The sequence below is a fragment of the Calothrix sp. CCY 0018 genome (assembly GCF_963920925.1).
GTDB lineage: Bacteria > Cyanobacteriota > Cyanobacteriia > Cyanobacteriales > Nostocaceae > Rivularia.
On record NZ_CAWUDI010000029.1, the window covers coordinates 17,181 to 31,027 of the forward strand.

Sequence of the window (13,847 nt, forward strand, 5' to 3'; positions counted from 1 at the left end):
GTATTTAATTTTCTATAGAATTACTATGTGATTTGGGTGTGGCTCTTTTCAAAAGACGACATATGACATTTTTAATGCAGAATTTTTCACATTGAAAAATCTATTGAGGTTTGAGGTAATCCCTGGCTTTGAGAGATTGTCATTACCAACATATTTCTAAGTAAGCTAAGAGTATAACAGAACTCATTTTTACCACCAAGAAGTTATAGAATTCCATGCCTTACCAACAAAATTACCAATATCTTTGACTGCTTTTGTACCAGCATCAACTACTTTTGTACCAGTATCAACTATAGCAGTGCTAACTTGGTCAACAATATCCCTGGCGATTGGAGCTACTTGTCTTATAACTTCTCTAGCTCCCCTAACGACTTTACCTGCATTAGGATTTACTGCTGTGATTGTTTCCTCAATTCCATCAAGCACTTTATCAAAAATATTTTCATCAGTTTCTTTTACTTTTATCCCAAAAATATCTAGTCCTTCAACTCTTCTTTGACTTGTATTTTCAATTATCTTTAATTCCGCCTGAGCCTTATTTATTTGTTGTTGTAGTTGTTCACCCAGACTTTTTCCTTTTTGGAACAGATTATCTTCTCGTGTTTGTCTGGAATCAAGTTCTTTTTCTTTGTTTCGCAAATATTCTTGTTTCTCAAGGATTAATTCTAATTCTCTTTTTAGCTGTTCCTCCTCTTTTTTTTTGACTTCTTTTTGAGCCTCTGTCGTTACCGATCTTAATTTTGCTAAAGCTTCAAAAGGGAGGATTTCTATTACAGCATGAAGCATTTTATGAAGATTCCAGCCAGAAAGAGAGTCATATTCAATAATTTGACTTTCACAGAAAGATGCTTCTGGAATTTCTTTTCGCAAATCATTTAAAAATATTTCTTTAGCATTTGCAATTGCTTTAACGTGGTTGGGGGTTGTTGGACCAATCAATCCATCAAGTTGAACTTGTTGAAGTCTATCATTCTGCTGATATCTTAGATTAGATAATTGGTTAAAACCAAAGATAATATGTTTACTTGATACTCCACATTCAATCAGTAGCTTTGCAGTTTTTAACGTGCCATATTCTGCCGGTCTCGGTGGAGAAACAACTATAATAAACCCATCTGCATTTTTTACATGCTTACGATAAATTTCTTGAAAAATTTTGTCGTTTTTTTCTGAATCTCCAAGTCCAGGAAGGTCAACAATATTAATGTTCTCAGTATTAGCTTGCCATTCATAAACTTCATCTTTATCTGTACCACGACTAAAATGACCTACTTCACCAACTTTTTTTCCAAAAATCGTATTTATTGTGGTTGTTTTACCGTTGCCTATCTTGCCACAAATAAGAATAGTTGGTTTTCTCTGTTCAGGTAAATGATGGCGGTACTTTTTGATAGTCTCGCCAAGAATTACAATTTGTTTTTCAACCAATTCTGATTGGCTTTCGCTTAGGTTTTCGTTAGAAGCAGTATTCTTAGTTTGCTCTCTATCAAGCTCTGGCTTTACCTGAGCTAACAAATCTTCTGCATACGAAGATTTTTGCTTTTCGGGAGATTTATTCTGTTTAGCTGATATAGCTGGATTCGGTTTAGATAACAAGTCATCAATAAATTTATCTGTTTTATCCATGATTTTGGTATTTTAATCAATAATGGCATTAAGTAATACTTCTTTAAGAGTTAATTGTTCGTTTTCGATGTCATCAATTGTGATTGTATCTACAATGTCAAATTTTGCTCCTCCATCACTTTTATCTTTACTTTTAAGTTCATCATCTAAACGTTTAAGAAATCCAGTTGCTTCTAAATCGTTCCCAATTTGAATAAAAGAAATAGCTAATTCTTCATCTCTTTCCATTTGCCATGATGCTTCAATAATCACTTTCATAACTGCTTTGCGATCATCTGCTTCTCCATCAGTAACAACTAAAATAGTTTCTCCATTTTGCTTAGTTTTCCCAGACGCTTTGCGCTGAAAGTAGATATTTAACGCATCTTGCAAAACTTCTGCTAGCCTTGTATTACCAATAGGTTCACTTTCTTTAAATATTTGTGCAATTTTAGTAGTAGTTACGTTATCGTAACGCTTGAAACGATTAGAAAAGGTATAAACAGTAATCCCATCTGGATCAAATTGTTCACATTTACGTGCTAAAGCAAGTGTAGATTCCTGCATCATTTCCCAGCGACTTTTACCACCTTGTTGATCCTTGGCTGACATACTGCCGCTTTTGTCAATAATTATAGTGTAGTCACGATCTTCTAACATAATATTCTCCTGAGTAAGTTGAGCTTTTTCTTGTTTAAGATTATTGCCAAACAATAATGTTCTATTTTTTTACAGTGGTTGGATTATTTTTTAACCGCTGACATTAGTTAATCAAGAAGGTTTATAAGAAATAAAGGGTATCAAATACTTCATAAGATATTTACGGAATAAGTTCTGGATTTGTACAATTATTTTCACCTTTTCCTGTTAAATCAGTTCCCGTGTGAACATAGGTTGAACATTCTAACGCTCGTTGACTTACTTGATTCATACGAAAAAGAACTACACATGTTAAGGATAAAGCTAAAAAGATAGTAAACCCTAGCATTTTTTTAACCATACAAATTTAACTTTAAACAATAGGCTAAATATTTTAGTGGCGAGTAGTAGAAAATTTCAAAATATCGCTTTCCATACCACCTACTGCTTTGGCGATATTACTTGCATTTTCTGTAGAACATCCATATTTTTCTAGAAAGGGTTGAATTACATCAGGCAGAAATTCAACTTTTACATCTAATTCATCAGCTAAATCTGCAAATTCTTTAGCAGCTTGTATATAGTTTCCTTCATGTAAGGCATCTAAACCTCTGGCAAAAATTTTTATTGTATCAGTAGTCCAAACAACAGTTCCGACAACCAGTGATGAACCAATTGCAACTCCAGTAACTCCTGCTACAGTATTAGCAAAGCCTTGTGTCGCAATACTTTTAGCAGCTATTGCTCCAGCTTTAGATGCCATTGCCCCTGTGCCATGAGCAGCAATCCAATGTCCAATAGCCATCGCACCTTTTACAACCAATGTTTCAAAAATTACTCCTATCATGATTATTGACCTTTTTTTGAATTACTTACTATTTTGGACACATCTTCACTTGAGAACTTATTTTTTAGGTCATGCTTAAGACTTTTAGCAAAAATAATTTCCAACACTAAACTGACAATTAGAACAGCTACTATCTGTTGAACAAGCGGCAACCAAGAGAAAAAGATAATAGAAATCGAAATTTCAAGGCTAAATCTTAATATCTTGGATGTCTGTAAACGATTCAGAAGCAAGTTTTCTTTCATATTTATCCATCTTTGTTTTATTTCTTTTTCTGGACTGCTCGACTCCTGTATCCTTTCACCCTCTCATCATCCATAAATTTACTGGAAATAACAAGCACACTTTCGGATCACCTACCCCTCAATCTGTAGTGTTACGTAAGTGTACTTGATAATACTTGTGAGATATAGTAATCATGCCGAGCTTCAAAGCGTCACCAGAGGGACTGAAAAAGATTAAACAAGCACGGAAAATGCGAGGATTAGCCATAGATAGCTATGACTGGGTGGAGGAGGCAAGTAATATTCTTAAACCTGAAAAAGACTGGATAAATGACCCAGAACTAGAAGTCGGCGTTGTCACATGGAAGCGCTTTTTGAAAGGTACACCCGTCAGACCTTTATATTTCAAGGCTTTCTGCCAAGTTCTACAACTCGACTGGAAAGATGTTGTTGACACTGAGGAAAAATCATCAACTAAATATAATTGGGATGGTGTGCCGAATGTATCAATTTTCTCTGAAAAAAGTAAAGAATTACACACCTTGAAGCAATGGTTAACCGAGAAAAAATGTAGATTGGTGACAATCTCGGCTATGGGTGGTGTGGGTAAAACTACTTTGGCGAAAAAATTAGCAGAGGAGTTAAATGGTAAATTTGACTATATTATTTGGCGACGTTTGCGGGAAGCACCGACGGTAGAAAAAATAATTGCAGATGTGATTCGGTGTATTTCCCAGCAGCAAGAAATTGATTTACCAGAAAGCTTAGAGGAGAAAATCAAGCTACTTATTAATTATTTTTCTAATTCCCGTTGTTTGCTGATTCTCGATAATGCAGAGTCGATTTTGCAAAGTGGTTCTACTAGAAGTTGCTATCTTCCGGGTTATGAGGGTTATGGTGAGTTATTTCGGCGGGTGGGAGAATCGCTACATCAAAGTTGTTTGCTGTTGACTAGTCGCGAACAGTTTCCTGAAGTGGAACGATTAGCGGGGGAAACTTTACCTGTACGGGTTTGGGAGTTGCAGGGGTTAAATTCAGCAACGGAAATTTTGACTGCAAAGGGTATCAGTGGTTCACCCGAAGAGATTAAAGATTTGGTAAAGCATTATCACGGTAATCCTTTGGCTTTAGAAATTGTACCTGCGACGATTAAAAATTTGTTTCATGGCAATATTCGATCTTTTTTGAATTCGGGTATTACGGTTTTTGATAAGATTGATGATTTACTGACACAACAGTTTCAAAGATTATCACCACCGGAACAATCTTTAATGTATTGGTTGGCAATTCATCGTCAACCAGTGTGGGAAAGTGATTTAGCTGAAAGTGTTTTGGGTTTATCTGCAAAGGAAATTCGAGAAGGTTTAAATTCGCTGTCGCGACGCTGTTTAATTCAATCAACTCATGACGGGTTAACGCTACAAAATGTGGTGATGGAATATATCAGCGAGATGTTGATTTGCAAGGCGATTCATGAATTGGAAAGTTGCGAATTAGATATATTGAAAACCCATGCAATTATTCAAGCTTCTGCACCAGATTTCATTCGCAAAAATCAAATTCAGGTGCTATTAAAACCTGTGGCTAAGTATTTATGCAAAAATCAAACGCAAAAAGTTATTGAACATAAATTTCGTATTATTGTTGAGAAGTTAAGAACAGAGGAATTACAAACACCCGTAGGATATGCAGGAGGAAATTTAATTAATCTTTTAATCCAACTACAAGTAAATTTAACTGGTTACGATTTTTCTCGTCTTCCTATTTCCCAAGCTTATTTACAGGGGGTGGAATTATCACAGGTAAATTTTAGCGATTGCAGTTTTAATAAAACTGTGTTTTCTCAATCTTTAGGTAGTATATTTAGCGTCACATTCAGTCCCGATCAAAAATTACTCGCTACAGGGGGAATGGATGGACAAATTCGTTTTTGGGATGTAGCCGATGGTACGCAAATATTAGCATGGCAAGGTCATGATGATTGGATTCGCTGTGTAATTTTTAGTCCCGATGGTAAGTTAATTGCTAGTTGTAGTAATGACCATACGGTGAGAATTTGGGATAGTCAAACTACAAAATGTTTAAAAATATTGCGCGGACATACCGATTGGGTATGGTCGGTGTATTTTGTATGGGAGAAACAGTGGTTAATTAGTGCAAGTAGCGATCGCACTGCTAAAGTTTGGAGTCTCGATTCGGGAGCTTGTGTTTATACTTTCCACGAACCAGGTAGAGAAGTGTGGTCATTTGCTTTTAGTCCAGATAGTAAAACTTTAGCTACAAGTGGCGCTGATTCAATAAAACTATGGGATGTTTGGACAAATGAATGTTTGAAAACTTTTGACGATAGTTCAGCACAAGTTCGTAGAATCGCTTTTAGTCCAGATAGTAAAATTTTGGTAGGAAGCACCGACGATCGCACTTTGAAAACTTGGGATGTGAGTACGGGTAAATGTTTGCGGAGCGTAAAAACTGCACCGACTGCTATTTGGGCGATAAAATTTAGCCCTGATGGAAAAACAGTTATGAGTTGCGGTACTGATAAAATTCAACTTTGGAATTTGCCAAACGGTGAACCCCAGATGACTTTACACGAACCCCATCACCGCATCCGCTCTTTGGCTTATAGTGCCGACAACAAAATTATTGCTGTGGGTAGCGACGACCAGTTAGTCAGGTTATGGGATACTAAAACTGGTGAGCCGATTAAAACTTTTCAAGGATACAGCAATCGAATTTGGACTGTAGCAGTTAGTCCCGTTTATCAACAAAATACGATCTATCTTGCTAGTGGTAGCGATGATGGTAAGATTCGGTTGTGGAATGCAGAAACTGGTGAATGTTGCAAAACTTTATCAGGACATCAAGGTCGAATTCGTCACGTTACTTTTAGTCCAGATGGTAAATTACTCGCAAGTGCCAGTCACGATCGCACTATCAAACTTTGGGATGTAAATACGGCTCAATGTCTCAAAACTTTACGAGGTCATACCGACTGGATATGGTCAGTAATATTTACCCATAATAATCATACATTAATTAGTGCCAGCGATGACCATACAGTTTTAATCTGGGATACTCGCACCAATTTTTCTCAAGTTTTAGGTAACTTAGAAACAGAATGGATGTGGGCGATCGCTTCTCATCCACACGCTGAAGTTCTAGCGACTGCTGGTGATAGTAAAGCAATCAACTTGTGGGATATTCAGAAGGGAATTTGTTTGACTAGTTTGAAAGGACATACCTATCGGATTAGAGCCATAAATTTTAATCATTCTGGTAAATTACTTGCTAGCAGCAGCGATGATTTCAATATCAAATTGTGGCAAGTAAAAACTCAAAATTGCTTGCAAAACTTTTGGGGACATCAAGGAGTTATTCGCGCTCTTACTTTCATTCCTGCATCTTCTACTCAACCAGAAATTTTAGTTAGCGCCAGCGACGATCGCACTATTAGATTATGGGATATTTATACGGGAAATTGTCTTCAAATTTTAACAGGTCATGAAGACAGTATTTGGTCAATTTGTTATAGTCATCAATTAAATATTTTATTCAGTTGCAGCGAAGATGAAACCATCAAACTCTGGGATATTAATACATTTAAGTGCATTAAAACTTTGAAAATTGATAAACCATTACAAAAAATGAATATTCAAGGTGCGAATGGTTTAACAACTGCGACAAAGGAAACGCTACAAATTTTAGGTGCAGTTTCAGATATAACCTGAAGTGTAATTTTTATGCGCTGCACCGTTGCTTATGCCAGTTGTGTAAGTCGTGTAAATTTAACATCTTGCACCATTTTCAACAACCGCCTGGGAATTTATTCCAAGGCTCAAAAACAAAGTCTGATAAATCTCACATCTTGTACCATTCTCAACACCGCTAGGGGTTGAAAACCCTCCGCAGTCGCTACAACGGGGGGAACCCCCGCAAAGCGCTGCTCTCTGTCTCATAGCGAAAGCCCTATAAATACGACTGGTTAAGACTTTCAGTCTACTTAAATAGACTTTCGCTATTAGACTCGGAATTGATTCCGAGGCGGTTGTGAAAGCTAACTGAGAATGGTGCAAGATATCAGATAAATCAGACTGGGCAAGGAATAAGAGTGCGTTTTAACGTACTTTGTATATGCAGCCCTGAAATTGATTTCTCTGCGTTCACGCGGAGCGTGCGGGCTAGAAAGCCTCCGGCTTACAAGGCGGGTATTCGGGCATAACGACAATGGTGCAAGATGTCAGGTAAATTTAACTCATTTCTGCAACACTAGTAGCAAATCTTTCTCCAGTCTCTGCATCAAAGACTATAGTTATTTTTGATTTCTTATATTTTACAGTTCCAGTATTCTTTTGGTTGATTTCTATACCTTCTGGAGCTTCAATGAAAGCTACCCATACTAATCGATTTGGATGAATTTGCATATCTTGAACTACATCGCCATTATCAGCTTTTAAGATATCTATATATTGGGAATACCTAATTAATCTTAGTCCCTTGAGATTTAAATTTTCCTTGAGCTTGCCTTTGATAACATAATTTTTTTTAATTAGTTGCCGTTCATTTTTAAAACTGTTATCTGGATACAGATACTGCCCAGAATTAGGGGTTGATACAGTTTCGGGCTTACCAGGTTTTATCCAATCTGGACGAGGATTCTGTTTTGGTTCCTTTTGATTAGCAAAAGCAATGGAAGTGATGCTAGTTATAACTAATAAACTTATTCCGACAATGACAAATTTCTTTTTCATTTATCTTCCTTTGTGTATGAATTTACTTTTCCTTACATCTTGCACCATTCTCAATAACCGCCTTGGAATAAATTCCCAGGCTTATATACAAAGTCTGATAAATCAGACTAGGCAAGCTTAGAGGTGATTACAGTGCGTTTTAACGCACTTTGTATATGAGCCTTGAAACAAATTTCTCTGCGTTCACGCGGAGCGTGCGGGCTAGAAAGCCTCCGGCTTACAAGGCGGGTATTCGGGTTTAACAATAATGGTGGAAGAAATCAGCTTCTACCAACTTAATTATCTCTAACTAAAATATATATAGTAAAAACTTTCCTAACTATCTCAACGTCATACTTAAATGGTGTGAAGAGGTAAAGCCATGACTTATATCAAGCAAACGATCGCAATTTTGGGAATAGTCGGCGTATTAACCGGGATTCCTACAGTAGCTAATGCACGGGAATCGCAGATTCGTCAAAACACTAGTAATGATCAGCAAAACTATAACCAAGGCGTACAAAAGCTCAAGCAAGGCAACTTAAACGGCGCAATTGAAAATTTTACTCAAGTAGTGCAGCAAAATCCTCGATTTTATGAAGGATACTGTTTGCGTGGTTTAGCAAAATCCCATTTAGGAAAATTCCAATCGGCAATCCAAGATTTTGATAAAGCTTTAAAAATTAATCCCCGTCATGCGGATGCTTACAACAGTCGCGGTATCGTGAATGCAAGTTTAGGAAATGTTTCGGCAGCGGTATCAGATTTTAACCAAACTGTAAAATTAGAGCCGAAATTTGTAGATGCTTACTACAATCGGGGACTGATTAATTACCAGCAAGGTAATAATAAAGCAGCAGTCACAGATTTTAATCAAGCATTAAAATATAATCCTAAATTAGCTAATGCTTACGGTAGCAGGGGATTAGCCAATTATGCTTTAGGAAACAAGCGCGTTGCCGTAACCGATTTACAGCAAGCTGCTAAACTGTTTCGCCAGCAAGGGAATACTCAAGGCTATCAATTAAGCATAGGTATATTAAATCAACTTAAATAACAACAGCTATTCGATTTTGGATTTTGGATTAAGCAAAAAGTTAAGAGTTATGAGTTAGGAGTTATTAAGGTTAAAGGTTGAAGGTTAAAATTCTCCTTGTCTCCTTGTCTCCCCATCTCCCAATTACTCAACTACCTCATTCACGGGGAATCTATCAATTAGCTGAGTTGCTCGCTGAGCGTTGCGTTTAATCTCTTGCGGTAAATGGGGAACGTGGGGAATTTGCGATAATAAATCTAAGGTACGACGCAATATTCTTACCACATCTCCCTCATCTAAGGTCGTATTTTCACATAGCTCTACCCAATCCATTCCTAATGCCCATTTTTCCACTAAGGCAATTAATTCAAACTCCAACCATACTGGTAAAGCTACTCCATACCTGCGTTGCAATTGAAACACCTTGCGACGAATCGATCGCAATGAAGCTAAAGCATCTGCAACTTCAGTACTGAGTTCAAAAAATACTCTACTGTCAGGGCGGGAGGTTTCTGTGACTAAACCGGCAATGGCGGTAGCAAAATGATGGGGAGCTAGTTGATCTAAGTTACCGCTATCAAGTACTAAACCCAACCATAATTCGTTTTCTCCCCGAATTGCGGCTGCCATTTGTCCTAACTCAGTCGGTACCAAGTTATCTAAAGCTTCAAAATACTGAAGAATTTCAATTAATGTAACGAACTCATCCCAATGACGTTGAGATTGTAGTTCAACTTGCGATCGCAATTCTTCCATTTCGGCTTCTAATTCAGCGGCGCGGGCTTGACGTTTGTATATGCTCGCGGCATTGCCTAACCCATGCAGCGGACTGCTTTCCATTTGCTCGTGCAAACTTGATACTAGACGCAACTGATCTAATACTTCTGGAGCCATAGAAAAATCGTCTGTAGATTCGGGAATTTGTGCGGCGATCGCTTCTGTAATTTCATCACCATCATAGGATGCTCCCGGTTTCAATGATAACTCGGTTGGAGGTAGCAAATCGGGAGGTACGTCAATGCGAGGTAATTGAGCGTACAAGTCTATTACATCATCAACTGAAGTTACGTACCAACGGTTATTTTGTCCCAAACAAACTAACAAAGGTGTATCGGAACCTGGTGTTTTACCAATTAACACGGAGGTGACTGGTGCAGAGATTTCGGCATTATCACCTTTTAAACTTAACAGCGTTCCCGAAACCGCGAAACTCAGCATCATCGTTAATTCTTCTTTGCGAGTTTCTGCTGCTTGTTCTTGCAAGGTTGTTAGCAGCTTGCGTTCCACTTTTAAACGCTGACGCAATTTATCATATTGCGCTACGTCTTCATCGCTAACGTTGGCAATCTTTGAGTGAACGTCTGCTAATTGCTGTTTAATTTCGGAAATTTGCTTGTACTGCGGTTGTAGATGCAGATTAGCCAAATATTGTCCGAAACTTCGTTCTATTAATTCCTTTGCTTCTTCCAATGTATGGGTTTGCAGCAAGTTCAACACCATACCGTAACTTGGCGAAAACTGACTAACTAAAGGATCTGGATTGGATGTTGCTAAATAACCACCTTCCTTAGCACCTTCAAACGGGGTTTGTAGCGTTACCACGTGACCGACTTCATCCATGCCTCGACGGCCAGCCCTCCCCGACATCTGCAAAAACTCGGAAGCATTTAACAGTCGGTGTCCGCTATCGGTACGTTTGGAAAGTGTAGAAATTACTGTTGTTCTAGCAGGCATATTTATTCCTGCTGCTAGAGTTTCCGTAGCAAACACAACTTTAATTAAACCTTGTTGAAAAAGTTCTTCAACTAACCCTTTCCAAGCAGGTAAAATTCCGGCATGGTGGGCGGCAACTCCTCGGTAAAGCGGCCCAACGTGTCCGGCTCGCCCTGCATCTGGATTGCGAGTTAGAAAATCATCGATCTGGGGTCGCAATCTTTGCGCTTCATCACCATCTACCAACCATAAATCACCTACCTCAGCCACCGCTCGATCGCAACCCCGGCGACTAAAAATAAAGTAAATCGCTGGCAGCATATCACGCGATCGCAAATGCTCCAACACTTCACTGAGACCAGGAGATTCTTGTCTGGCAATTTGTTTGCTTCTGTCGCCCCTTTTTCTTTTTCTTTTGATTAAGCGATGATTTAATTCAGATTTGTCTTGATTTAAAAGAGGAAAAAACCCTTTACTGCTAGCGAAATGATAATCCAAAGGAACCGGACGAAAATCCGAATAAATCAAATCCGTAGGGCCGTGAACTTGATTTAACCAATCAGTAAGCTGATCGCTATTATCAACAGTTGCCGAAAGAGCTACAAGCTGAATTGATTCCGGACAATAAATAATAGATTCTTCCCAAACCGTCCCTCGTTGACGATCGTTCATATAGTGGCATTCATCTAATACCACTGCTTCCACATCGATTAAAGAAGTACCGACCTGTCCAATAGGTGTACCGTAGAGCATATTACGGAAAATTTCCGTCGTCATCACCAAAATTGGAGCATCTCGGTTAATAGAAACATCTCCAGTCAAAAGTCCCACCGAATCGAAACCAAACTCGGAACGGAAATCGCGTAATTTTTGATTGGAAAGCGCCTTGAGGGGAGTAGTATAAAATACTCGTTTCCCTCGCGCCATTGCACGATAAATCGCGTATTCCCCAATTAACGTTTTACCGGAACCCGTAGGCGCACATACAACAACTGAACGTCCGGCATTCAGAGAATTGATCGCATCATGCTGGAATTGATCGAGTTCAAAAGAAAAAACAGAACTCGGGTCAACATCTGGAGTTAGGGCTGGATTATTCACTCAAATACAATTACATCCAAACTGATTTTCAATTAAATTACTTCTGTCTATTGCAAACAGGATTTACACATCTCGCGCATAATTTCCTCGCACAATTCAATCAAACTCCCTTACGCGAACTAAGAGTATTATACTTAACCACATTCAATTTTATTCAATTTCTCGACAATTCGTAAGAAACGAGGTAATAAAAATTGGTAATTGCGAATTGGTAATTGGTAATTGCAAATAGCTAGGAGTAAGTAGTGAAGCATGGAATTATTAATTCTTCTCCCCATTACCCATTACCCATTACCCATTACCAATTACCAATTACCAATTACCCATTACCTACTTCCCCAATTCCTGAGAACGTTTTGTAGCGGCTTTTACAGCTTCAATTAATGCAGAACGAAATCCAGCTTGTTCGAGTTTGGTAATTCCGGCAATTGTTGTACCGCCGGGACTGGTAACTTTATCTTTCAATACTGCTGGATGCATTCTACTTTCTAATAGCAACTGTGCCGTTCCTAATACGGTTTGTAACGCCAAAGTAGCGGCGGTTGCTCTTGGTAAACCTGCTGCAACTCCGCCGTCGGCAAGAGCTTCTATCATTAACGCGACGTAAGCGGGGCCGCTTCCTGAAAGTCCGGTGACTGCATCCATTAAGTATTCGGGTACTTCTACTACTTCCCCTACTGCCGAAAATAGCTTTGTTGCAACTTCAGTATGATTGGCTTTAGTGTAAGCACCACAACAAATAGCAGTCACTCCCGCACCTACTGTAGCTGGGGTGTTTGGCATTGCTCTAATTACCGGCAAACCAGGGAAAGCTGCTTCTAATTGCTTTAATGGTACTCCTGCCAAAATCGAAACTATTAATTGCTTGCTTCCATGTTCGATTACTCCTGCTAACTCTTGAGCAATCGCACTGAATATCTGAGGCTTAATAGCTAAAAATACTACTTCTGTAGCTTGAGCAAACGCTATGCTGCTATCGGCGATCGCCAAAATTTTGTATTCTTGCTCTAAATAAGTCCGACGTTCTGGAAGTGGTTCGCTGACAATAACTTCGGATGGTTGATATATTTCACAACTGATGAGGCGGGATAATAATGCTTCGCCCATTACCCCGCCACCAATTAAGCCAAATTTTTTGTGATTCGTCATTGCCCATTTTATCAGTGGTCATTTGTCATTGGTCATCAGGCAGAAAACAAACGGACTAAATGACTAATGACTAATGACTAGTTTATCTTTATTTTGCCATGCGATTCGGTTCGTTTCCCCACGAAGCGTTAGATGGATTTGGATTAGGGTTGGGACGATTACGCACTGGTGGTTGAGGAACTTCATGAAGTACTCCGCCAGTTGTGCTAACTTGTACGCAGCTAGGCGTAAACAGAAAGATACTTTCTCCTATACGCTCTTGATGTCCGTCAAGGGCATAAGTACCTCCTGCAACAAAATCTACAGCACGCTGAGCTTGGTCTGGATCCATAATTGTTAAATTTAATACCACAGACTTCCGTTCGCGCAATGCTTGAATCGCTTGAGGCATTTCTTCAAAGGTACGTGGTTCAAGCACCAATACCTCAGAAATACCATTCAAGACTCCTGGCATACCGATGACATTACTCATTGCTTTTGCAGAAGAAGTGTTCGCTACATCGTTACCCATTGTAGGCATTGGTTCGCGCCAACGTCTATTAACTGCAACACTTTCTGGTTGAGGAGGAGCAGACGCTGGTTGATTCTGTTCTTGATAAAGATTCTCATAACCCTCTGCATCCTGCTCCTCTTCATAATATTCATATTCGACTGGTTCATTTAAACCAACAAAGTCTCTCAATCGGGAAAATATGTTATTCATTGTTACGCTCCTGGTGCCAACCATCTTTATTGAGAAGGTAAAAATTGTTTTTGTCAACTTTTACCACTACAAATAATCATTACTTGTAGTATATATTACA

General features: G+C 38.7%; 9 protein-coding genes. 2 read left to right on the top strand and 7 right to left on the bottom strand.

Annotated features, from left to right (window positions below; genetic code table 11):
* Nucleotides 1-189: 189 nt before the first annotated feature.
* From ACM03V_RS20620 to ACM03V_RS20630, 3 genes are all read right to left on the bottom strand, one after another.
* Nucleotides 190-1,626 (bottom strand): GTPase, encoded by a 1,437-nt coding sequence (locus ACM03V_RS20620; protein WP_414622665.1) that lies wholly within the window; start codon nucleotides 1,624-1,626, stop codon nucleotides 190-192.
* A 12-nt stretch (nucleotides 1,627-1,638) separates the two neighbouring features.
* Nucleotides 1,639-2,265 carry a VWA domain-containing protein gene (locus ACM03V_RS20625; protein WP_414622666.1) on the bottom strand — a complete coding sequence of 209 codons (627 nt, stop codon included), beginning with the start codon at nucleotides 2,263-2,265 and terminating at the stop codon, nucleotides 1,639-1,641.
* Between the two features lie 373 nt (nucleotides 2,266-2,638).
* Nucleotides 2,639-3,091: a hypothetical protein gene (locus ACM03V_RS20630; protein ID WP_414622667.1), complete on the bottom strand. Its 453-nt coding sequence runs from the start codon at nucleotides 3,089-3,091 to the stop codon at nucleotides 2,639-2,641.
* 418 nt (nucleotides 3,092-3,509) lie between these two features.
* On the opposite strand from ACM03V_RS20630, the gene ACM03V_RS20635 reads away from it, so the two are divergent.
* Nucleotides 3,510-7,046: an NB-ARC domain-containing protein gene (locus ACM03V_RS20635; protein ID WP_414622668.1), complete on the top strand. Its 3,537-nt coding sequence runs from the start codon at nucleotides 3,510-3,512 to the stop codon at nucleotides 7,044-7,046.
* A 519-nt stretch (nucleotides 7,047-7,565) separates the two neighbouring features.
* Here ACM03V_RS20635 and ACM03V_RS20640 read toward each other — a convergent pair.
* The gene (locus ACM03V_RS20640; RefSeq protein WP_414622669.1) at nucleotides 7,566-8,066 is read right to left on the bottom strand and encodes a hypothetical protein; all 501 of its coding nucleotides are present in this window, start codon (nucleotides 8,064-8,066) and stop codon (nucleotides 7,566-7,568) included.
* A gap of 361 nt (nucleotides 8,067-8,427) precedes the next feature.
* Between ACM03V_RS20640 and ACM03V_RS20645 the strand changes: the two genes are divergently transcribed.
* Nucleotides 8,428-9,102, top strand: coding sequence for a tetratricopeptide repeat protein (locus tag ACM03V_RS20645; protein ID WP_414622670.1), 675 nt, complete (start codon nucleotides 8,428-8,430; stop codon nucleotides 9,100-9,102).
* Nucleotides 9,103-9,225: 123 nt separating this feature from the next.
* Here ACM03V_RS20645 and ACM03V_RS20650 read toward each other — a convergent pair whose 3' ends face one another.
* The 3 genes from ACM03V_RS20650 to ACM03V_RS20660 all read right to left on the bottom strand — a co-directional run bounded on the left by ACM03V_RS20650 (nucleotide 9,226) and on the right by ACM03V_RS20660 (nucleotide 13,747).
* Nucleotides 9,226-11,895, bottom strand: coding sequence for a DEAD/DEAH box helicase (locus ACM03V_RS20650; protein ID WP_414622671.1), 2,670 nt, complete (start codon nucleotides 11,893-11,895; stop codon nucleotides 9,226-9,228).
* Between the two features lie 330 nt (nucleotides 11,896-12,225).
* Entirely contained in the window at nucleotides 12,226-13,044 is an 819-nt protein-coding gene (proC, locus tag ACM03V_RS20655; RefSeq protein WP_414622672.1) for a pyrroline-5-carboxylate reductase, read from the bottom strand.
* A gap of 88 nt (nucleotides 13,045-13,132) precedes the next feature.
* A complete protein-coding gene (locus tag ACM03V_RS20660) occupies nucleotides 13,133-13,747 on the bottom strand; it encodes a cell division protein SepF (protein ID WP_414622673.1) in 615 nt (204 codons plus the stop codon).
* Nucleotides 13,748-13,847 lie beyond the last annotated feature (100 nt).